This is a genomic window from Belliella aquatica (assembly GCF_014637795.1).
Lineage (GTDB): Bacteria > Bacteroidota > Bacteroidia > Cytophagales > Cyclobacteriaceae > Belliella > Belliella aquatica.
Map to the genome: position 1 here is coordinate 149,742 of NZ_BMFD01000005.1, position 23,147 is coordinate 172,888.

Annotated in this window: 22 protein-coding genes and 1 other RNA gene; 6 read left to right on the forward strand and 17 right to left on the reverse strand. The window is 35.7% G+C overall.

From position 1 onward, the window contains the following. Window positions 1-121 precede the first annotated feature (121 nt). From IEV57_RS09045 to IEV57_RS09095, 11 genes are all read right to left on the reverse strand, one after another. Entirely contained in the window at window positions 122-760 is a 639-nt protein-coding gene (locus IEV57_RS09045) for a carboxypeptidase-like regulatory domain-containing protein (protein WP_188441906.1), read from the reverse strand. After that, a complete protein-coding gene (locus IEV57_RS09050) occupies window positions 760-2,145 on the reverse strand; it encodes a CsgG/HfaB family protein (RefSeq protein WP_188441908.1) in 1,386 nt (461 codons plus the stop codon). The genes IEV57_RS09045 and IEV57_RS09050 overlap by 1 nt, the downstream gene beginning before the upstream one ends. Before the next feature lie 16 nt (window positions 2,146-2,161). After that, window positions 2,162-2,587, reverse strand: a complete 426-nt coding sequence (locus tag IEV57_RS09055; protein WP_188441911.1) for a curli production assembly/transport component CsgF — start codon at window positions 2,585-2,587, stop codon at window positions 2,162-2,164. A 12-nt stretch (window positions 2,588-2,599) separates the two neighbouring features. Then, a complete protein-coding gene (locus IEV57_RS09060) occupies window positions 2,600-3,091 on the reverse strand; it encodes a CsgE family curli-type amyloid fiber assembly protein (protein ID WP_188441912.1) in 492 nt (163 codons plus the stop codon). A 129-nt stretch (window positions 3,092-3,220) separates the two neighbouring features. Beyond that, a complete protein-coding gene (locus tag IEV57_RS09065) occupies window positions 3,221-3,898 on the reverse strand; it encodes a hypothetical protein (RefSeq protein ID WP_188441913.1) in 678 nt (225 codons plus the stop codon). Between the two features lie 99 nt (window positions 3,899-3,997). Next, on the reverse strand, window positions 3,998-4,936 hold the full coding sequence (locus IEV57_RS09070) for a hypothetical protein (protein WP_188441914.1): 939 nt from the start codon (window positions 4,934-4,936) through the stop codon (window positions 3,998-4,000). Between the two features lie 100 nt (window positions 4,937-5,036). Then, on the reverse strand, window positions 5,037-6,146 hold the full coding sequence (locus IEV57_RS09075; protein ID WP_188441915.1) for a hypothetical protein: 1,110 nt from the start codon (window positions 6,144-6,146) through the stop codon (window positions 5,037-5,039). 102 nt (window positions 6,147-6,248) lie between these two features. Further along, complete coding sequence (locus IEV57_RS09080; RefSeq protein ID WP_188441916.1) at window positions 6,249-7,202, reverse strand: hypothetical protein; 954 nt, start codon at window positions 7,200-7,202, stop codon at window positions 6,249-6,251. A 109-nt stretch (window positions 7,203-7,311) separates the two neighbouring features. Further along, window positions 7,312-7,728, reverse strand: a complete 417-nt coding sequence (locus tag IEV57_RS09085; protein WP_188441917.1) for a curlin repeat-containing protein — start codon at window positions 7,726-7,728, stop codon at window positions 7,312-7,314. A 257-nt stretch (window positions 7,729-7,985) separates the two neighbouring features. Then, the gene (locus tag IEV57_RS09090) at window positions 7,986-8,942 is read right to left on the reverse strand and encodes a LuxR C-terminal-related transcriptional regulator (RefSeq protein WP_188441919.1); all 957 of its coding nucleotides are present in this window, start codon (window positions 8,940-8,942) and stop codon (window positions 7,986-7,988) included. A 397-nt stretch (window positions 8,943-9,339) separates the two neighbouring features. Further along, window positions 9,340-12,285: an FAD-binding and (Fe-S)-binding domain-containing protein gene (locus IEV57_RS09095; RefSeq protein ID WP_188441921.1), complete on the reverse strand. Its 2,946-nt coding sequence runs from the start codon at window positions 12,283-12,285 to the stop codon at window positions 9,340-9,342. Between the two features lie 205 nt (window positions 12,286-12,490). On the opposite strand from IEV57_RS09095, the gene IEV57_RS09100 reads away from it, so the two are divergent. Both IEV57_RS09100 and IEV57_RS09105 read left to right on the forward strand, forming a co-directional pair. After that, window positions 12,491-12,748 (forward strand): hypothetical protein, encoded by a 258-nt coding sequence (locus IEV57_RS09100; RefSeq protein WP_188441923.1) that lies wholly within the window; start codon window positions 12,491-12,493, stop codon window positions 12,746-12,748. 66 nt (window positions 12,749-12,814) lie between these two features. Then, entirely contained in the window at window positions 12,815-13,585 is a 771-nt protein-coding gene (locus IEV57_RS09105; protein ID WP_188441925.1) for a YdcF family protein, read from the forward strand. Between the two features lies 1 nt (window position 13,586). Here IEV57_RS09105 and IEV57_RS09110 read toward each other — a convergent pair whose 3' ends face one another. The 5 genes from IEV57_RS09110 to IEV57_RS09130 all read right to left on the reverse strand — a co-directional run bounded on the left by IEV57_RS09110 (window position 13,587) and on the right by IEV57_RS09130 (window position 18,589). Continuing rightward, entirely contained in the window at window positions 13,587-14,534 is a 948-nt protein-coding gene (locus IEV57_RS09110) for a DUF4221 family protein (protein ID WP_188442268.1), read from the reverse strand. A 6-nt stretch (window positions 14,535-14,540) separates the two neighbouring features. After that, window positions 14,541-14,714 (reverse strand): hypothetical protein, encoded by a 174-nt coding sequence (locus IEV57_RS09115; RefSeq protein ID WP_188441926.1) that lies wholly within the window; start codon window positions 14,712-14,714, stop codon window positions 14,541-14,543. Between the two features lie 63 nt (window positions 14,715-14,777). Continuing rightward, window positions 14,778-15,371, reverse strand: coding sequence for a DUF3109 family protein (locus IEV57_RS09120; protein WP_188441928.1), 594 nt, complete (start codon window positions 15,369-15,371; stop codon window positions 14,778-14,780). A 137-nt stretch (window positions 15,372-15,508) separates the two neighbouring features. Beyond that, window positions 15,509-15,973 (reverse strand): hypothetical protein, encoded by a 465-nt coding sequence (locus tag IEV57_RS09125; protein WP_188441931.1) that lies wholly within the window; start codon window positions 15,971-15,973, stop codon window positions 15,509-15,511. A gap of 186 nt (window positions 15,974-16,159) precedes the next feature. Beyond that, entirely contained in the window at window positions 16,160-18,589 is a 2,430-nt protein-coding gene (locus IEV57_RS09130) for a TonB-dependent receptor (protein WP_188441933.1), read from the reverse strand. Between the two features lie 260 nt (window positions 18,590-18,849). Here IEV57_RS09130 and rnpB point away from each other — a divergent pair. Continuing rightward, an RNA gene (gene rnpB / locus IEV57_RS09135) (RNase P RNA component class A) lies at window positions 18,850-19,246 on the forward strand. Window positions 19,247-19,272: 26 nt separating this feature from the next. Further along, the gene (locus IEV57_RS09140) at window positions 19,273-20,433 is read left to right on the forward strand and encodes a sigma-54-dependent transcriptional regulator (RefSeq protein ID WP_188441935.1); all 1,161 of its coding nucleotides are present in this window, start codon (window positions 19,273-19,275) and stop codon (window positions 20,431-20,433) included. Window positions 20,434-20,618: 185 nt separating this feature from the next. Here the strand turns inward: IEV57_RS09140 and IEV57_RS09145 are convergent, their stop codons facing one another. After that, window positions 20,619-21,614 carry a long-chain-fatty-acid--protein ligase gene (locus IEV57_RS09145; RefSeq protein ID WP_188441937.1) on the reverse strand — a complete coding sequence of 332 codons (996 nt, stop codon included), beginning with the start codon at window positions 21,612-21,614 and terminating at the stop codon, window positions 20,619-20,621. Between the two features lie 71 nt (window positions 21,615-21,685). On the opposite strand from IEV57_RS09145, the gene IEV57_RS09150 reads away from it, so the two are divergent. Both IEV57_RS09150 and IEV57_RS09155 read left to right on the forward strand, forming a co-directional pair. Beyond that, the gene (locus IEV57_RS09150) at window positions 21,686-22,360 is read left to right on the forward strand and encodes a hypothetical protein (RefSeq protein ID WP_188441939.1); all 675 of its coding nucleotides are present in this window, start codon (window positions 21,686-21,688) and stop codon (window positions 22,358-22,360) included. A 137-nt stretch (window positions 22,361-22,497) separates the two neighbouring features. Beyond that, window positions 22,498-23,058, forward strand: a complete 561-nt coding sequence (locus IEV57_RS09155; protein WP_188441941.1) for a porin family protein — start codon at window positions 22,498-22,500, stop codon at window positions 23,056-23,058. The last annotated feature ends 89 nt before the right edge of the window (window positions 23,059-23,147 follow it).

Genomic DNA, 23,147 nt, shown 5'->3' on the forward strand with positions numbered 1-23,147 from the left:
AAATTAAGATAAGCAAAACAAACCTAATTAGGTTAAATAAAAAAGTGAATGACAGTAGATGTCATAAAAAAACTCTCTTCAGAAATCTAAAGAGAGTTTTCTATTAAATATTTTTTTTCAATTATGGCTGAGTCCTGAATGACCAAGTAGGGCTATTTCCAACATTCCTACCATCTGCCCTTGCCAGTACGTACCAGAAATAAGTAGTATTTGGTTTCAAATCTGAAACTACAACTTCTCTTTGAGTTAGATTATCTCCAACAGTAATTTGAGATGATGAATTAGATTCAAATAAGAAAACATTATAAGTTAACTCAATATTTCTATTTTGTTGTTCTACGGACCATCTAAATGTAATATTAAATGGCTGATTTACTGCACCATTACCTGGGACAGGATCAAAAATTAAGACATTACCAATATTCCTTTCATCTTTTAATAGGAAAAAAGTTGAAAAGGTGTTTTCATCTGGAAATACGGCCACGTTAACAGTTTGTGTTAAAAACTCCTTTTTTCTTGCTGAGAGATTTATATCTCCTTCTCTAATTTTATCAAAAGAAAAATTACCCGCAGAGTCAGTCAAAACTGTAGTACTGGCAGGTGAGGTGGTAATCAAAACACCTGACAATGGCTCATATGTCTCACCATCAACAACAGTTCCCGAAATAGACCCAAACTTATCTATCCCAAACTGCTCATCTTCGCATGATATACAAGCAAAGAGAATTATAAATAATATTAAAATATTAGACTTAGTCATTACTGTATTTTTTTACCGATATAAAATTTTAAACCAAGTTGTGAACCTATTATGTTATCGTTGAATGACCCTGATTCAACTCCATCTATTCGATCATTCAATAATTGATTAATAAATCCTTTACCCACAATTGCAACTTTGGGTGATACCATATACTCAAGTCCAAGCTCATAATTTATAAATGGTAATAATTTTTGACCTGAAACCCCAATCTGATCTTGAAAATTAACGTAAGTTCCACCACCTATTTTTAAGAAAGGAGATAATTTACCTGTAGGATTAGCAATATAGAGTAACCCAAGATTCGCAAACATTTCACTTTTTTGAAAAATGTCTTGGACACGGACTTGATGTTGCCCGAAACTAGCATCTATAAAAATTGTTGGGGAGATTCCTATCCCGATATTTGTAGAAAAACCAGGCTGCAACATTGATGAAGGATAATCTCCTAAGTATGTCTGTCCTGAGCCATTAGGAGCAAGATAAAATGAAGATCTCGCTGTAGAATTATTAAGTCTACCGATGTAATCTATCTGCGTATTATTTTCTTTTTCAATAATATAATCTTTTACAGCTGGATGCTCTAATCCCAAAGAATCTGAGGAAACCCACAAATTCTCAAGCATTCCTTCAACAATCATACTATGAACTGCCTTCTCCACAGCTTCATTGATAGCCATTTCTCTTGGTTCATTGTAAGTATAACCTGTTTCAGCTTCCAATAAACGCTTAAACTTAACAAATCTAAAAAACCCAGAAGTTACCTCTTGAGAAAGAACTGATTTGGTTGTGTAAACTGATTTTAAAATCTTTCCATTACTTGTAGAAATAGCTCTTAAATAAATACTAACTCTATCTTCTCGATATTGTGCCGAAGCGTCAGCACCAAAATACCTAACACCTGCACCACCTGTATAGACATTAGTTTCATAAGATACGATTCCTCCTTCAAGTAAAATACCTGCGAAAAGTAGTGGTGGCAACACAACATTTGCATTTTGCTCATATTGCGCTCTACTCGCACTTATGATTTTTCGTTCGTTTATTAAATTACTGATGTTTTCTCTTTCGATAGGAACAAACCATCCTGACTCTTCAAGGGCCCTAATTAAAATATTTGTTGCACCTTGTGTCACAGCTGTTGACCAACTTGCACCTACATTTGATTCTTTATACTGACCTGTTTGATCTCTAAACTTATAAACAGCCGCCACAATAGGCTCTGTTGGCTTCGGTAATTCAAGAAGCTCAGACTTCATCGGAGTTTCTGGTCCTAATCTAGCGTCTCTATTTCCAAAAGGCTGATAGTAAAAAGGAGAGCAACTCTCTAAAAAGAAAAGTGCACCAAGTGCTATTACAAGCACAAAATTTCTATTCAAATTCATTAATTTTCCTAACCTTTTAATTAAATGGTACTTCTACAACAGTAGTCGCTCCAGTCGAAGTATCTACGATGGTAATACTAAGACCATTGCCCCCATCATTTATATCAATCTGAAAATCACCAAGTAAAAAACTGCCTTCCTCAAGACTTTCACTACCAAATTGTCTTGTAACTAGTTCCCTTGAAAGTCTACTTAAAATTTGTCTGTTTAAACTTTCAGAAAACTCAAGAAGTGGATCTCTTTGTAAGCCAGCCTGATTTCTACTTTGTACATTCGGATCAACATTGGTATCTTGAGTTTGGGCTGAACTCAACATCCATTGATAATTAAAAGTATTTCCTCCAAAAGCAGGGTTTTTTGGTTGATAAACAAATTGCTGAGCTAAGGACTCTGATGCAATTCCAAAAAACAAAAAGACTGATAATAGTAATAATTTATTCATCTTATTTTAGGTTTAAAATATTCCAGTTCCTACCATATCGCCACCTCCTAGTTGTTTGAGTAGCTCTTCATAATTTGCCAGGTACATTTGAGTGGTACCAATAGACTCAAGAGCTAAATTTTCAATAAAGTCACCTCTTGGTTGGAGTAATGATTGGAAAATTAATGTTTCGTTAATTGATATTTCTACAAGTGTTGTATTTAATCTAAAAGGCTTTTCTTCTATAAATATCGTAAAGTCTTTCGCTTCTTTTGGAGCATCCCAAGAATTGAAGAAATATTCATAAAATTCTCGACCACTTTTAGTTTTAGTTTGATCTATTATTAAACCATCAATCTCCAAATTATATCCAGTTTTGACCTTTTGTTGTTTAATTTTATCAGTTTCTTCCTTGACAATTTCGTTAAACAAATCTTTTAATGCATCAGGAGCTTCTTTTAAGACTTTGGTAGTATCATCTGCATTTATCAAAACTGATGTGGAATCTATTTTTGATTGACTCACGGTTTCTACAGTCCCCTGACCAAAACATGGGCTGATAAACAAAAGAAAGATGTATATAAATATTACCCTCTGCACAAGAATTTTTTCAATATTAATTACTTTAAAATAAAAAATATAATTATTCGAAAATTAATTTACAGGAAATGCGGAGGTTGTGATGTTTACCTGCATCCCACGTCCACCAGAACCAGGTGTTTGGGTGATATTAACAGGACTATTTGAGTTATCGAAATTCAGATTCAAATCTTGCCTAGAACCTGATTGAGTGATTCGAAAAGGAGTTCCCAAAAGTTCAGAACCTAATATAGTACCGTTCAAAAATTCTATATTAATCTGATTATTACTGCCGTTTTGGTCTAAAATCAGTGATTTGTTCCAAATTGTATTATTCTGAACAGTTGCGTTGATATTATTCATTGACCCCGACTGAGAAGCAGTTATATTGATATTCTCTCCACTGGATGCAAAATTACTAGAATTAGAGGTTCCATTTTGGCTACTTTCTGTTCTCAATCCAGCACCTTGTTGTGTAATAATTGAGCTATTTCTATTTCCATTTTGAAAAATTTGTACAAAATTTCCTGATTGCATTCCTGCAGGATTTTGAAAAATTGTTGCATTGTTTTGGTTCCCTAACTGTCTAATGATTGCTACATTCTCAGAAGCTCCTACTTCAAGTTGAATGGCATTGATATTTGACAGCTCAAGAACCGTCTCCACATTTTCTTGCTCAATTTCCTGCGCAAAAAGAGTAGATTGAACAGAAAAAGATAAAATAAGGCTACAAATGGTTAATAAATATTTCATCTCAAATTATTTTAAGGAAAGATATAATTTTTTCATGTAAAAAGGAAATAAAGTTAGCTTGAATTTCAAACTAACTTTATTAATCCTCAATGAATTGGCTTAATTTCCATTGATCATAATTGAAGCGCCTCCACTTTGAGTGATATTCGCAGTATTGCCATTGCCTGATTGCGAAATATTGGCATAATTACCAATTCCATTTTGTGTCAGGTTAACCAAGTTTGAACTTCCTTGTTGCATGATCAGCCCAATGTTATCTTCACCGTTTTGGTAAATATTTGCTTTATTTAAGTTTCCATTTTGAATCAAGCTGATCATATTATCATTACCCAAAATAGTAAACAAAGCTTCATTGTAGTCTCCCATTTGAGAAGCCATGACTTTACTATCTCTGGCACCTTGGAAATTAACAATCATCTCATTTTCAAACCCATCTTGAGTCAATTGAAATTGATTTCTTTGAGCATTATCACTGTAGGTTACTACGGCGTTGTTATCATTTTTGTACTGTCTGATAAATGCATCTCCACCATTTCCTCTGAAATTAATGATTTCTGAGTTATTTCCATTTCCCTCCTGAAGTTGTTCGATAGACACACCTCTAGTACCAGGACCTGCTATAGTAATTGAAGCATTATTTTCATTCCCGATTTGAGTTTGAGAGACAGATGAATTTTGAATCAATCCTTGTCCCAAGAAAATGTTGTTATCATTTCCACGCTGAAATTGCGTAGTTACATTATTGTCTCCTGTAGTAGAAGATGTGGTATTATTATCTCCAATTTGGGTTTGTGTGGTATTGGCACCGCTTCCATTGCCTTGCTGACTTAGGAACGCTTCGTTTCCAATACCATTCTGATTCACATCAGCTTTATTGTTTCCTCCAGCAGAAGTCTGTGAGACTATGGCCGAATTGGAACCTATTTGCATCACTTTGACTTCATTCGAGTTTCCTACTTGGGTTGTAGAAGCGGTATTTTGCGCTTTAGCGAATGAAATCAGCAAGCATGCGGTTATTACTAGACTTATCTTTTTCATAATTTGTATTTTACTATCTCTTATGAGATCCCCCTGTAGCTGAGTTGAAAAATAAAAGAGAAGTATAGCTCCCTATACCTCTCTTTATAACTAAATCATATTAATTATTTGGGATACTACCACCAACTGGAGTAAGACCTGGTATACCCATACCAGACTGTGTAATCGTAGCTGTATTAGAATTACCAGTTTGAGTTAAATTAGCTAAGTTACTATCACTTGATTGAGTAATCATACCTGTATTAGAATTTCCAAATTGAGATAGGTTAGCAATATTTAATTCACCTGATTGGAAAATTGAAGCAGTGTTGTCATTACTTAAATTCAAAGCATCACCTTGAATAATGGTTGCAGAATTATCAGCCGCACTTTGATCGATCAAGGCAGTATTATTATCACCCTCCTGATAAGTAGTAGCCACTAAAGTAGGATTGAAAGATAAAATTCTAGACTGGTTGTCATCACCTATTTGAATCTGAGAATATTCTGTACTCAATATAGATCCAGTACCAGTAGAAGAACTTAAACTTGCATAGTTATTATCACCTGTTTGTGTTTGAGTCACAGTACTTCTACCAACTAATCTACCATCATTGTTTTCAAATACATAAGCTTTATTGCCATCCCCAGTTTGTGTTTGATTAACAGTATTTCTAGCTTGGATTCTGTTTGCTTCTGCAATGTTTCCGTTTCCTTCTTGGATTTGAGTAATTTTAATTGCATCAGCATTCGTTCCAACTCTAAGGGCAGTTGCGCTGTTATCATCACCCACTTGTCTTTGAGTAATCACAGAACCACCTCCAAAATCGTCTCTATTGTCTCCGATCAAGCCAGCGGTAGCAAAGTTACCATTACCTTGTTGAAATTGAGTAGCCTTAGAATTATTCCATCCTTCGTAAAATGCTGTATTCTCATCACCAATCTGATCTACTTTAACAACAGAACCAGCACCAAGTGTGGCAGTTTGATTGACTGTACTTGTATTTGAAGCACCTGTTTGATTTACTTCGGAATTGTGCAGACGACCAATTTGTGAAACATTCGCCTCATTAAGGTTTCCAGACTGAGTGCTGGATGCTTGAAGGCCAGAACCAGCTTGTGTAGTAGTAGCTTCATTAGAATTACCAGTTTGGGAAGTAGAAGCTGTATTTTGTGCCATTGCAAACGAGGTTGCAAATAGCGCTGCGAAAATTAAACTTGTTTTTTTCATGATTTTTTTTTATTTAACCTAACCCGATTTAAAAAATGGGTGATTAGTTAGAAAAAAAGAAGAGGTGTATAGAAATACACTTCTTCTTTTTAGAGGATATTATTAGTTACCAGTTTGTGTAATTACTGCTGTATTACTCATTCCATTTTGAGTCATCGTAGCTATGTGTCCAATACCAGTTTGACTAATAGTTCCAAGGTTCAAATCTCCTAATTGAGTAAGAGTTGCTCTATTACCTTCCCCAAATTGATTTATTGAGGCTGTATTATCAAATCCGTCTTGTCCGATTGATGCATGATTGTCGTCTCCAGAAAATAATGAGCTTCCTCTTGGACCTTGGTCTATTCTTGCTGTATTTTCATCACCTGTTTGTGCTATGCTCGCCAAGTTTAGAGCGCCTGTAGCATTACTCTGTGAATTAATTGATGCACTGTTTAAGTTTCCATCTTGTAAAATTGAAGCATCAGTACCACCCATTAAGTAAACACCTGCTTTGTTCCCATCTCCTAATTGATCAACTTGAAGAAAACTTTTGTCATTAGGAAAACTAGTACCATTTTGCATGTAAGCACTTCCATTAGCATTACCTATCACTCCATTACCATTAACCGTAGACAAAAGGTTGTCATTTCCTTTTTGATAGATCCCAGCTGTTGTAGCAACGGCTGTTCCTGCATCATTTGGTCCCGCTTGTGTTAATCCAGCTCTGTTATTATCTCCAACTTGCTCAATAGTAGCTGATGCTCCTCTTTGCTGTTGAACAATGTCCGCACTATTACCAATTCCTGCAGAACCCTGATCACCTTGTTGTGAAATAGAGGCGAAATGGCCTGGAGTAGCAAAATTAGACTGATTAATAGATGCAGAGTTTTGGCCTACCTGAGTAGTTTCAGCAATGTTGTTAGGACCAGCCTGGGTAGTTGTTGAAGTATTGTTACCAGTTTGGGTGGTCTCTGCTCCGTTGCCATTACCAGTCTGCGTAGTTGTAGCAGTGTTTTGCGCCATAGCAAACGTAGTTGCGAAGAGCGCTGCGAAAATTAAACTTGTCTTTTTCATAATTGTAAAATTTGTTGTTAAGAAAATTGATTTTTGGTTTTTGTAATTGTTTGTTTATTTGGTTATAAATTAATCTATGTAAATTTTAAATGGTTTAGAGCGGCATGATTTACCTTAGCAAATCTTCATGCTCTTTTTTAGGTTGATTTTGGGTATTATTGTTAACTGAGACCTTGTTTCCACTACCAGATTGAGATATGATGACCGAATTGTTGTTGCCTTTACTTTCTATAATTACAGCATTTCCATCTCCTTTTACTTCGATCTCCATTCCAGGCTGCATTTTGATTTCTAATGAATCTTTTGCAGAGTATACCTTGCCGTTGATGATCACTACATTTTCAGCATTTGGCTTTTGAATTCTTTCTTGAAGCGCTTGATGCCTTTCCAGCATTTCTTTTTTCAATGCATCAGCTCGCTGAATGTGCGCATTTCTTAAGCTATCCATTCGAGCTCTTGTTTCATCATGCCTAGCACTCTGTGCCTGTGCAATAGAGGCAGGTATTGTATTAAAAACGATGATCATAAGAATTAAAAACCTAAACATGATAAATACTTTATTTTGTTATTCGAAGATTGTTTTTTGTATTTCAAAACTTCAACGTAACAAAACTAGGCAATCCAATAAGGTCTGGCAATACGTATTTTCCGCAAATTTTAAAAAGTTAACTACGTGAATTCACGTATATTTTTTATAAAAAATTCATTATTTATACCTTAAATAAGATTAAAAAAATAACCCCAACTTCTCGGGGTCATTCTTACATCATACTAAGAAAAAAACTAAATTAAGTTGATAGCCTCTATCATATTTTTAGCACCTACTTTTTCCATAATATTTGATCTGTGCTTCTCGACAGTTCTTGGAGATAGTTTCAATCGTTCTGCAATAATTTTTATAGGTAAACCATTTGCAGAGAGTTTATAGACTTCTTTCTCTCTATGTGTAAGAATAAAATCTATTTCATTTTCAATAGATTGAAAATTCATCTTTAATGAATTACCTAAATTCTTAAGCTTTTGATCATTTTGAGAAATATTAATCTGAGCAATGATATAGCCAGCTGAGTCACGAACCAAAAACAACTCAAAATTACTATTATCTATTCCTTTAATGTTCACATTATTCAAAGTACAATGTGGAATCAATCCTGATTCTAATCTTTTATATTGATGATACTTTAGTGGATCTATTTCTAAATCGAAAAGCTGCTTTACTTTTGTATTAAGAAACTCGTCATGTTTATCGCCAATCATCTGCTCAAATGCCCGGTTCAAAAACTTAACCTTACCTGTTTGAATGATCAACATCGGGTAGCTATTTTCTTGAAAGAAACCTAAAAAAGACTCATTATTATGTACTCCTAAGTTTTTAGATTTTTTAAATTGATTTTGAATTTTCCTTTCGATAGAAGTAAAATTGAATGGCTTAAAAATAATATTGTCAACACCTATTTCCAGAGCGACTTTGACCAGATCAAACTTTTCTTGATCAACAACTAAAAAAACAGGAATATTATTTTTTCTTAGAAATGATTCTAAGACATTGTAAACTTTAAAGGCATTATCCCCATCTACCTCTGCATTACAAATGACTAGATCCACATCACCTGAGTCTATTCTTTCTATAGCTTCTGTGTAATCAGCGCTATAAACAAAAAAATAGCCACTATTTGGCAGAAACTGTTCAAATTGATTTAATTCAATTTTTTCTAAGCCTAAGATTAAAATATTATGCATGCTAAAGTTTTAAAAACAACTTAAAAGAACCTAATTACATCACAAGATACGTTTAATATCAATTAAAAAGCAATTTTTTATATATAAAAAACTATTAAAGGTATATAAATAGTGATAAATGGTAAAAAAATAGCGATCAAAAGAATTTTACTTTTATATGAATTTTTTGATAAAAATATATTTATTAAATGATTATTTTCAGTGACTCGAGTTAATAATTTTATCAAAAAAATCTTGCGCATAATTGTCAAATAGCTAGAGCTATTGATCTATAGCAATCAAATAGGGACTTTCGATTATTTTAAGTAGCTAGTTCTAAAAAAGCCAATAAACATAAATTATGATATGTTTATTGGCTCTGAAGTTTCAATGATTAATCATAGACAATCTATATGCTTTAGACCAAAGCCTCCCAAAGCACCTCAACAGGATGTTTTGCTTTACTTGATGTGCCATCAGCTATCTGATGTCGGCAGGATGTTCCGGGCGCTACAATTTGTGTTTCTGGGGAAGCCTCTCTCACAGCTGGAAAGAGCACCATCTCTCCTATCTGCATACTCAAATCATAATGCTCTGCTTCATAGCCAAAGGATCCCGCCATACCACAACATCCTGAAGGGATTACCTCCACTTGGTAGTTTTCTGGTAAGGATAATAACTTCTGCGTCCATGAAAGGGAAGACAATGCTTTTTGATGACAATGTCCATGAAGTTTGATCTTTTTGGCTTCTTTATTAAAAGACGCTGATTTGATATTTCCTGAAGCTATTTCTCTCCCAATAAATTCATCTATCAATAAGGTATGATATTTCAATTTCTTTGCTCCTTCCACAAATTCCTCGGAAACTAACTTGGGATACTCATCTCGGAAACTCAATATTGCTGAAGGCTCAATTCCAACCAAAAGTGAATTACCATCAATAATGTCTTGGAAAACTTGAACATTTCTATCCGCATGTCTCCTGGCTTTCTCCAGGAGGCCTTTTGAAAGTGAAGAACGTCCACTCTCATCGTGATCAACCACCTTTACCTCATAGCCTAATTTATTCAAGAGCTTTATTGCTGTAATTCCTATCTGAGTATCATTGTGATTGGTGAATTCATCAATGAATAGATAGAGTGACTTGATTACTTTTTGTGGCTTTGGTAATCCTGAATAGTTTTTATTATACCAGCTCCTCAAACTTTGCTTTGAAATCGTCGGAAGTTGACGCTTAGGCGCAACACCCAATATAGACTTCATTAGACCGCTTGTCAGTGAATTAGAAAGACCGAAATTGGCAAGTCCAGAGATTTTCGATCCCAATTCATTGAGTTCATTGATATGAGCAAATGCCTTTGATCTGAGCGGTACTCCATGTGTTTTATGGTACTGATATTGAAATTCGGCCTTCATAGAGGCCATATCTACATTGGAAGGACACTCTGCTGTGCAGCCTTTGCATGATAAACATAAATCGAGCGCTTCTTTGATTTCTGGATGATCAAAAGCATTTTCTTTTTTGTCTAAAGTCAAAAACTCCCGCAAAGTATTTGCTCTACCTCTAGTCGAGTCTTTTTCGTTTCGCGTTGCTTGGAAGCTTGGACACATGGTACCTCCGGACTCTGGAAGCTTGCGACAATCACCCGAACCATTACATTTTTCAGCCAATCTTAGCATTCCGCCAGAGTGACTAAAATCTAACAATGTTTTCTGTACAGGAGTCTGCATTTCAGCTTCGTACCTCAAAGAGGTATTCATCGGAGCTGTATCTACAATTTTCCCTGGATTAAAAACATTATCTGGATCCCAAGTGTATTTGATTCTTCTGAAAAGCTGGTAGTTTTCCTCTCCTACCATCATTGGAATAAAAGGCGCTCTCACTCTTCCATCCCCATGCTCACCACTCAAAGAGCCATTGTACTTTTTTACCAACTTGGCAACATCGAGTGAGATATTATAGAAATCTTCTTGACCTGATTTTTTCTTCAAATCCAAAATTGGCCTCAAATGAATCTCACCCGCTCCAGCATGGGCATAATGAACAGGTTGCTGTCCATAAGCTTCCATCATTTGATCAAATTCATCGATGTAATTTGCTAAATCTTCTATATCTACCGCAGTATCCTCAATACAGGCAACCGCCTTGGCATCTCCTGGAATATTTGCCAAAAGACCCAAACCTGCACTTCTTAAGGCCCATGCCGACTTTGTCATACTTGGTTCGATCACTGGGTAAGCATAACCTAAACCTTCTTTCTGAAGATCTAAAATCAGCTTCTCGCCTTTGATCCTAGCTTCGTCCTCAGTCTTTCCGGTAAACTCCACCATCAACAAAGCCATAGGATCGCCTTCCACAAAGTATCTGTTTTTGCTGTACTCTATACTCTCCTTTGTACAGTCTAATATGATCTTGTCCATCAATTCCACGGCTGTAGCTGGATGCTTCATTGCTACCTGAGCAGCTTTCATACTTTCATGGATAGAGACGAAATGTGCCGCAACCACCACTTCAACCGGATCAGGAAGTGGATCTAAAGAAATTTTTATTTCTGTGGTAAAAGCCAGCGTTCCTTCTGAACCTGTGAGTAGTTTACAAAAATTAAATAACTCCCCATTCTCAGTGAATACCTCTGAGTCTAACAAGTAATCAACTGCATAACCCGTATTCCTTCTATGGATAGATTTTTTAGGAAAATTTTCTGTGATATTTTGTTTTGTTTCTGTTTGTGAAAGTTCTTCTTTGACTTGCTGATAAATTTTCCCTTCGAGTGAATCGAGTTGACATTTTTGTTCAAATTCAATTTTACTCAATTGCCCAAAAATCACTGGATTTCCATCACTCAAAATCGTGTTTAATGAAATTACCTTTTCCCTCGTGGTGCCATACACAATGGAAGTAGTGCCAGAAGAATTATTTCCGACCATCCCTCCAATCATAGCTCTATTGGCTGTAGAGGTAATTGGGCTAAAAAACAAACCATGTGGCTTAAGAAATCTATTGAGTTCATCTCTCACCACACCGGGCTGAACGCGAACCCATTTTTCTTCTTTATTGAATTCAATAATCTTGGTAAAATGCTTGGAAACGTCAACCACTATTCCATTGCCCACGCATTGTCCTGCTAAGGAAGTACCAGCTGTGCGAGGAATCAAAGAGGTTTGATAGGCTTTTGCAAATGCAATCAGCTTTTTGATATCAGAATCATTTTTGGGAAACGCGACCGCCAAAGGAATCTCTCTGTAGACAGAGGCATCAGTGGCATAAAGCGTCTTCGTAAGTGAATCAAATTTTAACTCTCCTTCCAATTCAGAGGCTAAATTTTTCAAGAATGGCAATAGGTTAGGTTTGGTAATAGACATGGGTCAAAAATAAGTAATCGCTTCTTTCTATTCTCTATTTCTTGTCGGGAATATTTCTTGAAATCTACATAAATACAACATTCTATGTTTAAAAGATTTAAAGGCAAAACAAGCATCTGTTTCTTTAACTTCACCATACATAATTTGTTCGATTTGAGAATCCCAATAACATTGGGTATATTGAGATTGATAAACCCGAAAAATTATGGCAGGAATGACTGGATTCGATATGATCAATTCCATGAAGAGCAATCGAAATCTTCGAAGTGGAAGAACTAAAATGTCTGACAACCCCTATAACAAAGCGAAGGGAGGCGAACTAACCCAGAACCCTGAGAATTACACTGAAATGATTGAAGAAAGATTTGATAGAAAAGATCAGAGCAATCAATTTTCTGTAATCATCTTTGTCGTGTTAAGCTTTCTAGTGGCAACATTTTTTTATTATTTGATGGTCGCTTAATTTCCTTCCCATAAGCTCTTATCTTTTCAAATCCATAGTTATCTTTCCAAAAATTTTGGAATAATTATGTTTTTCTACCTCTCCCAATTCTTAAGTATTCTGTTGATGCCATTGAGCATTTGTTTGATTCTGATCATTTATGGTTTTTTTCGAATGAAGAACAAAAAAGGAAATCGCATTTTAATTGCTGGTATCATTCTTTTAGTTTTCTTCAGTAACAAATTCATCAGCAATGGTGTAATGAACGCTTGGGAGCCTGATTTTAAAGTTATCTCAACCTTGCCTAATTATGAAATCGGAATAGTATTGACAGGTGTAACCAATTTGGATAAAAACACCAACGACAGAACATTTTTCAACAAAGGAGCAGACCGAGCGACGCATGCTATGCAGCTTTATAAATTAGGGAAAATCAAAAAAATCCTCATTACAGGTGGTCAAGGTCTCAACCCTACCAATCCCAATACTGAAGCAGCGTTATTGAGAGATTTTATGCTAATAGCTGGAGTAGATGAAGAAGATATTATTTTGGAAGATCAGGCTAAGAACACCTATCAAAATGCTGTTTTCACCAAAGAAATATTGGATAACTTGGGCTATTCTGAAACTCAAAAACATCTTTTGATTACCTCCGCATTTCACATGTACCGATCAAAAGGCTGTTTTGACAAAGCCAAATTAAATACTGATACTTTTCCTGTGGATTACTATGGATATGAAAGCAAATACGACCTTCCAAGTTTGCTGTATCCAGATCCAAACTCGATTTTCATCTGGCAAAAACTTTTTAAGGAATGGATTGGCATTGTGATGTATAAGATGACTGGATACTTGTAGACTATTTGACCTTGAGCAAACGAAATTGAAATTTCTCTTCATCTAAATTCGGATTATCCGGATGATCGGTAGAAAACCAAACTCCTTCCTTGGTTTCAAAAATGTAATTCCCGTTAGTTTCACTTTCAGGAAGAATGATTTCACCTTCTTTTTCAAATTGATCATTTAAGAAAATCAGCGCCCATTTTGAGTGTAAAAAAGTTCTGTCAAAATCCATTCCATCAGCAGGAGACTCTTCAAATTTAGCCAAACGCATATATTTATCATGAATTGGTAAATAAGCAATCCTTTCGTAAGCATCTGAATAATTCATAATGCGCATGATTTCATTCATATCATCAAACATGTCTGGCATGGATGAAACAGGCGGATCTGAAGAAAATCCAGAGAAAGAAGCTTCAAAGGAATTTTGTTTGCCATCTTGAATTACAAAAATGTCTTTATAATTATGATTGATAATCACCTCCCCATTTTTCCCAAGAATCATAGAAGGCATGATCATTTTATTAAGGTTTGTTCCCAAATACCCCTTATCAAAAGTACTAATAACTTCATAGGTATCTTCTTTGAGATCATAGGTAATTAAATTTGACAAAGATGCCATTTCATCAATCGTCAAGCTTGTCCATTGAAAAGTCATCGGAATTGTAGGAGCAAAAAGAATATCATCCTTAATCTCAAAATAGCCAAATAGAGATATATTCTTTTCAAATATCTCTTCAGTTTTTAGCTCGTATTTTTTGATCACTTCTCCAGTGGAAGACATTTGATAGAGCTTGTCACCTGGAGTGTAAATCCATATATTCCCATCTTTATCAATTTTCAAATCAGAAATACTCCCTCCCATTCCATTTGGTCCTTCCTTTTCAAAATTCGTCTCAAAAAGTAATTCCGTAGTTTCTTTCTCGAAGGCTGCAATAGAATTTTTAGAATAACTATAAAAATAAATTTTATCTCAGGCATCTACAAAACTATGATTGAAATGCCCCCAGCCCTCTGGCATCTCAAAAGATTTTGTTTCCGAACTGAGCTCAAGGGTAAGTAAATCATTTACCACTTCTTGATTTTTTGGTGAGGAGCAAGCAAATGCTGCTAAAATAAAAATTCCAGTTAAAATATTTCTGATCATAATTTGAGTCTTTAAACTTAATAATAGAGAAATTTACTAAAAAATTATTAATCAGAATTAAATTCAGCCAATTTTTATCTCTTTTTTGGATTCTCCACCTTCGATTTCTTCTACTAGTTCAGCATACCAATCCTCTCCAAATTTCCTAATCAAAGCATCCTTGAGAAACTTGTAAATCGGAACTCCAAGTTTGGACCCCAATACACAAGCAGCGCTACAAATATCCCATCTGTCATAGTTCAAGGCTTCAAAATCATCATATTTTTTAACTCTGATAGGATAAAGATGACAGGAAATAGGCTTTTTGTAGGAAATTTTACCATCAAGATAAGCTTGCTCAATACCGCATTTTAAAATTCCTTTTTCATCATAAAGTGCATAGGCACATTCTCTGTTGTCACCAATGGTCGGAGTTCCTTTGTCTCCGTCTTTATCGATGACCCAAGTCCCTTGCCTTTCTATTGCATCTCTACCTTCTTGGGTGATGTAATCTTTGACTATTGGATAGATCTCTTCTATAATTTGAGTCTCTTCATCTTCCAGTGGCGCACCAGAATCGCCTTCAACGCAACATGCACCCTTGCATTTATCCAAATCACAAACGAAAAATTGCTCTTTTATATCATCGCTGATTACAGCATTTCCAACTAATATCATGCTTTATAATTTCTTTGATTGCAAAGCTACAAAAAAGCTTCTCTTTACCTCGATAAAAAATTTGGATAATTATAGTTTCACTATTTCAGAAATTTTGAATAAAAAATAAAAAACCAGGCTGTGAGCCCGGTTTTGGATTAATTGATTGCGCTAATATTTCCCGTCATCGCTGCATGCCTACCACATTGGTAGGGTGCTATTTGTGCGGCCATTTCGGCTGTCAAGGTAAATGTAATACCGGTGTCCGTTGATATAAAGTTTACTGCTGAATTGCTTTCGAAAGTTCCGACAACATCATTTTGTGCCAAGAGCGTGGTATTTCCTATTCCTTTGATCAAAAATGGATGAGGTAGTCCTGCTAAATTTATAATCTGATAACGAGATCCGATTTTGAGTGTTAATGGAGCATTTTCCATATTTAAAGTAGCAGCTGCACCATTGCCATTTACCGCTGTGAAAATATATGCTGACGTTCCAACATTATTTACGGTGATGGTAGCAGAAATTGCATTAGGATCAGGCATTTCATCTTCTTTTGAACACCCAAAAGTTGCTGCTATTAGAAGTAATCCTGTGGTAAGTATTCCGATTGTCTTTTTCATATAATTTGATTTATGAAGACACATACGAGCAAAATGTAGCAATTGGATCAAAAAAAGAACCGTCCCGATTTCTCGGAACGGCTCAACCCAGCACTATGAAGAAAAGCTATTTAAAGCCTTACTGACAATGAAACATGGTTGTGATAAGAATGTTTTAAACTCTTGAAAAATATTTAACTTTTTTTCTTAAAATTTAAACTCGTAGCCCGCAGTGATAAATCTAGGAATACCTACTCTTATGCCTTGAGGTCTTCGTGTAGCGATATAACGTTCATCTGATAGGTTTTTAATACTTAAATTAAATCTTGAATTCCATTTTTTTACATCATAACTCAAGGTTGCATCAAATACTGTATAAGCATCAAGTCTACCAATTCTACCATCTGCAGAAGGTGTGACGGTATTTAATTCATCTCCAAATTGATCACTCACATAATTCATGGACACTCGAGCACCAAAACCTGATTCAGTTTCCAAAGTTAAAGCAGAGTTCACAAACCAGTTAGGTGCATAAGGAGTTCTATTTCCATTAATATTGATATCATCAACAAATCTATCCGCAGCATAAGTGGACAATGCATATGTTGCATTGATGTCATAAGTCAACCTGGTTTTAGAAAATCCAAAAAGATTACTTAAATCAAAAACTACAGCTGACTCTACCCCTCGGTGTCTTGTCGCACCAGCGTTGACTACTCCAAAACCTAGTCCACCAGCTGATTCAGCTACTGGAATAATTTGATTACTGAAATCCATAAAGAAACCAGTCATTTCCATAAATGCCCAACTAGACAATTCTGATCTAAATCCTAATTCATAGTTCCAGCTTTCTTCTGCATCTAGTTCAAGTACATCTCCCACAGCAGTGATGGCATCTTTTGTTCTTGGAGGAGCATATCCCTTATGAACACCACCAAAGAAATTGAGCTTTTGAATTGGTCTGTAATTGAACCCCATGCCTGGAATAATTTCATGTATCGTATTGCCAGCAACCAAAGCAGTGTCTCTTACGCCAATTCCTGCAAAGCTTCTTCTTCTAATGTCTCTTTCATAATTGAAATTTTCATATCGCACACCTACATTAAAATCAACTTTTTCAGACAAGGCAAATTTATTCTGAGCATAAGCTGAAAAAGCATTTCCATTTCTAACTTCGTCCTCTACAAGATTTCCACTTTTTACTCCTGCTTTTGTGCCATTTACTCTTTGTTCATTGGCTTGTTCCCATAGCAATCGAGTTCCCACAATCAATTCATTTTTTAGATTGAATAAGTTATGATCAACTTCCAATCTTGGCTCAATACCCCCTACGGCAAATTGTCTATTTCTATTACCAGTTCCATTTCTCATGAAAATCGCACCCCTAGGAATGTCAGTATCTCCCCAAACCACCCCAGTCCAATTTGTAGGAGGCGTATTGGTACTGTTGATTGTGAAATCTTGTCTATTCCAATTTCTTGTTGTTGTGTAAGCATAAGCAATGGTATTCAATCTCACTCTTTCACTGAATCTATACTTATGGCTAAAGCTGATAGAATATCTTGATACATCAAGCTGATCATCTGGAGCAAGTCTTGTAAAATCTTGCCCTCCTTGATCATACATCACTTGATTCAAACCAATGTAAGTTGAATTTGAAACTTCATTGTACAATCCTAATTTTAATCCAAGCTCTGATTTATCATTGATATTGAATAAGAATTTGGTATTGAAATCTGTGATGTCAAAACTTGTAGGCCCAACATTGTCAGCTCTCTTTTTCAAAAGATTAACTTGCATTCCTGTATTTCCGAAAGTATTGCCATAGTTTACTAAACCAGAAAAATATCCGCCCTGACCACCTTGGATTCTTACAGAACCTTCTTGTTCTTGTGGAGGATTTGGTGAAATATAGTTTACTACACCACCAATAGTCTGTGGTCCATATAGTATCTGACCAGAACCTTTTAAAATCTCTACTCCTGCCATTCTATCGATAGCTGGTGTGTAGTACATTTCAGGCTCTCCATAAGGTGCAAGTGCTACTGGTACACCATCTTCTAGTACCAATACAGATCTACTTCTATCAGGATCTAAACCTCTGATTCCGATATTAACACGCATCCCAATTCCTTCTTCATCTACCACATGCACACCAGGAGATCTTCTCAACACTTCATTTCCGCTTATTGGAGATATTGTATTCAACTCTCTCTGGTCTATATAAGTCACAGAACCTGGAACTTTACTAAATACTCTGTCTTTGTCAGCTATAATTGTAATCTGAGGCATTTCAACTCCAGTTTCCATAAAAACTAGATCCAATTGATTAATTTGCCCCCCTCTTACAGTCACATCTTTAGTGAAAGTTTTATATCCAACTGCTGATATTTTAATTGTATAGTCACCATCCTCCAAATCGAAAATTTGAAACGTCCCATCTAGGTTTGTATAAGTACCTTTTACAGTTCCCAATACCAAAATATTTGCAAATGGAACCACTTCTCCATCTGTAGATTTAATTTTTCCTGAAATCACCAATGACTTTTCATCACCGTCTTTATTTGCAGCTTCTAAACTTGATGCTCCCAAAAACACCATTACTAAGCATATCAAAGCAATTAATTTTAGTTTCATATTGAATCTGTGACTATTCTTATTTAGATTTAGTATAATTAATGCGCAAAAGTATTCTCTATTTAAACTTAATCCAAATAAGCTTTAAGAATTTTTAATACTTTTTACCTATCTGTATTTTTAAGAAATAGAAAAAATCAATCACATCAACAGCATGTATTTACGCTTCAAAAAGAAAATTAGATCATAACCATAATTCAAAAAAGTGCCACACATCATACACATAGACGAAGAGTGAAATAAAATTCTTTTCTTTGCGATGTGCAAGCTGGCTTGTCGCTGTTTCGTCTGACGAAAGAGAGGAAAGTCCGGGCAACATAGAGCGCCATACTTCCTAACGGGAAGGGGTCGAGTTGGTGACGACTTGGCTACAGATAGTGCCACAGAAAATATACCGTCCGCCACGGCGGATAAGGGTGAAATGGTGAGGTAAGAGCTCACCGTCTTGATGGTGACATCAAGAGCAGGGTAAACCTTATGGGTTGAAAGACCAAATAGGTCCCGCACCAGATTCAATTCTGGAAAAGGCTGCTCGTCTTTCTGCGGGATGGGTAGGTTGATTGAGTCTGTTCGTGAGGGCAGATCTAGATAAATGACAAGTATTCCAATTGCTTTGCTATCGGAACACAGAACCCGGCTTATAGGCTTGCACTCTTTTTCTTTTAAAATATTAAAACAACAATATGCCAAAAATTCTAATTATTGACGATGAAAAGGTCATTAGGGCCACTTTAAAAGAAATTTTAGAATATGAAAAATACGAGATCTCTGAGGCACAAGATGGTGAAGAGGGTTGGAAAAAAATCCAAGAAGAAGACTACGATCTCGTCCTATGCGATATCAAAATGCCCAAAATGGATGGCATGGAGGTTTTAGAAAAAGTAGCCACCCTTGAGAAACAACCTCAATTTATCATGATATCGGCACACGGCTCTATTGAAACAGCTGTGGAAGCCACAAAAAAAGGGGCTTTTGATTTTGTCCCGAAGCCTCCCGATCTCAATCGCCTTTTGCTAACGGTAAGAAATGCCTTAGATAAAAAAGAGTTGGTGACGGAAACGAAGACGCTTAAGAAAAAACTTTCAAAAAAGCTGGATATGGTCGGAGAATCTGAACCTATCAAGCGCGTAAAAGAAACCATTGAAAAAGTAGCACCTACGGACGCAAGAGTTCTGATCACAGGTCCTAATGGAACAGGGAAAGAACTTGTGGCGCATTGGTTACACCAAAAAAGCAATCGAGCAACAGCACCATTCATTGCTGTCAATTGTGCTGCTATTCCAGCAGAATTGATAGAAAGTGAATTGTTTGGCCATGAAAAAGGTGCATTTACCTCAGCTATCAAACAGCGACAAGGTAAATTTGAGCAGGCTGATGGCGGAACATTGTTTTTGGATGAAATCGGAGATATGAGCTTATCTGCTCAAGCAAAAGTTTTAAGAGCACTTCAAGAACATAAAGTATCTCGCGTAGGTGGAGATAAAGACATCAAGGTAGATGTAAGAGTTTTGGCAGCGACAAACAAGGATTTGAAGAAGGAGATTGAAGAAGGAAAATTCAGAGAGGATCTTTATCATAGATTGAGCGTCATTTTAATCCAAGTTCCACCATTAAAAGACAGACAGGATGATATTCCACTCTTAGTAGATAGATTCTTAGATGATATTTCCAAGGAATATGGAACCGCCAAAAAAGATATCGATAAAAACGCGCTCACAAAACTTAAAGAATATCCTTGGACAGGAAATATTCGAGAGTTAAGAAATGTGGTCGAGAGATTGGTGATATTAGGCGAAAAAACAATTTGCGTTGAGGACATAAAAAAATATGCTGACTTTCAATAGTCAGCATATTTTTAACCTCTAATTTCTTTCGCATCAAGCGCTTTGGCATAAGCTGGGCAAGGTCTGCTAGAAGCGCAAGAGCTTAAAGCCAAAATACCCACCGCCAAGATTGCAACGATTAATCTTTTCATAGATTTATTTTTTAATAGATTCCAAATATGTTTTATTTTTTGAGCAATACAAAATTAATTGATCATTAAGTTACAACCTCGAACATCACTGTTGTCAAATCGGCCCAATATTTCTAATTGCCCATGATCATCAAATCTTCCCAAATCTTGAGTTTCCAAAAAAGCACAGGAATGAAAGTTAGCTAAATCGATAATATTTATTCCACCTTGACTTCTTCCAGCCCATGAATATGGATCATTGACATCTCGTAACATAACGTGCATCGTATCGGGCAAAGTATATTTACCCTTGCCAATAGAATATGCCTGTGACATCAACTCTGTCATGCCATATTCAGAATGAATTGATTCTTGGTGAAAAGCAGACTTTAAAACTTCATGAACTTCCTCTCGAATCATTTCTTTCCTTCTGCCTTTCATTCCTCCTGTTTCCATGACGATTAGATTATCCATATTGGGGAAATTTAATCCACTTTCAGCAATATCTAATAAGGCAAAAGTGACTCCAAGAAGTAGTACTTTCTTCTTATCGCTTTTTAAGACTTGAAGTTTTGCCAACAATTCTTCATGATTGTAAAGATAGGTGCCAGAGTGAATCGATTGTGATTGTTTTATGAAATACTCAGCCATACTGACCAAAGAACTCCCTGGTCGCTCCATGTATGCAGGCAAAAGTGCCAAAATATGAAAATCAGTAATCTTTCCGTAGACTTTTTCAAACTGATTCAAAGCATGTTTCAGGTAAAATTCTTCTGACCAAATATAATGCTTGCTTGTAATGGCTCCCGTTGTGCCACTACTCGAATAAAATTGATCAAAGATTTCAGATTCACCAGTAACGACCTGATGATCTTTAAAAAACCTAATGGGCAGAAATGGAATATTTTGAATTTGATCGATTTGAGAAGGATTGATTTTTCGAGCCTCTAAGTAAGCTTTATAAATCTTATTGTTTTCAGCTTGAAATTTAAAAAGCTCCAAAGCCTTTTCTTCAAAATTTTTTATTCTAGAATAAAGGATATCTTCAGAAAAACTTTTGAAATAATTCATCGTTTTATAATTTGTCTTGACAAAATTAAGCAATTTTACCTCAGAAGACTTTACCGAAATTTAATTGTCGCATGAATAGTGTTAAATATTTGCTTCACATTCTATTGTTCGCAACACTTGCTAGTGCTTGTATCAGCCCTCCTGACGATTTTCCTTCCGTTCCCGAGATAACGTTTGAAGATCTAAGATTTGTCAATACCTCAGGGGCCGACTCTCTTAAAGTGAAAATTGGTTTTAGAGATGCAGAAGGTGATTTAGGTTTAAATCCTACTGACATCAACGAGCCCTTCAATGCCTTAAATTTCAGACGAAATCCCGATGGATCGGTAATCACTTTTAGCAATAGACCCCCTGCTGCTCCTAATTACAACCCAATAGATTGGGCTATCAATCCATTGATTGGCAACACTGTAGTAAACGATACGGTTTGGGTCGAACAGAATCCAAATCATAATAATATATTCGTTAGATTTTTTATCAAAAGAAATGGTACGTTCACAGAATTCCGTTGGCAAGATCCACCTTTCTTCACCACATTTAATGGTAGATTCCCAAGGATTCTTAGCGCTAATCGAACTCAAGCTATTGAGGGATCTATTGAATATGCCATGCTTTCCTTTGGATGGCAGTCCATATTCAGAAATGATACCATTCGAATAGATGTAGAAATTCAAGATCGCGCTCTCAACAGGAGTAACACTGTTTCGAGTCCCGAATTAACATTGAGTCAAATTTCGGGAGGATGAAAAATTTAAAACAAGAATTCTAAGCCAATATATAGTTTAAACCACTATTTATTGGCTTTTTTCATTTTTTGGAAAGGTCTTTGATGATAATGTTTTATTACTAAACCAATATTTCATTTATTCAAAATTATTCACGTATGAAAAAATCAATATTTTTAACCGCATTACTAGTTTTGGTAGGGTTTTCTGTATCATTTGCCCAAGGCATAAATTTTGGACTTAAAGGAGGAGCCAATATTTCTAATTTTGAAGGAAGTTCACAAAACTTCAATTCAGAAAGTATCACGAGCTACCACGCAGGATTGTTCCTAGAATTTGGATTATCAGACAGGATATCAATTCAGCCAGAGTTATTGTATTCTACAGTTGGAGCTAATATGACTTTCGACGGAGCAGCTGAAGATTTCAGAAATGAATTAGGTTATATTTCAATCCCTCTATTAGCAAGGATTTACTTGATACCAAATAGATTAAGCTTGGACCTTGGTCCGCAGATCTCTTATTTGATGAATGAGTCTGAAAATGTGAACATTACCGAGTCAAACACATTCGATTTCGCAGTCACAGGAGGACTAACCTTACAAGTAATCGGTCCTTTGTTTATCCAAGGAAGATATAATCTTGGACTGACAGACGTCAAACCTGATGCAGAAGTAACGAATAGAGTACTTCAACTTTCAGCTGGTCTACGATTCTAATATTTGCATTCTGAAAAATTCAAAAGTTCCTTCGGGAACTTTTGGCGTTTAAAGCAAACCCATTTAAGTTAAGGAAATTATTTCTTAAC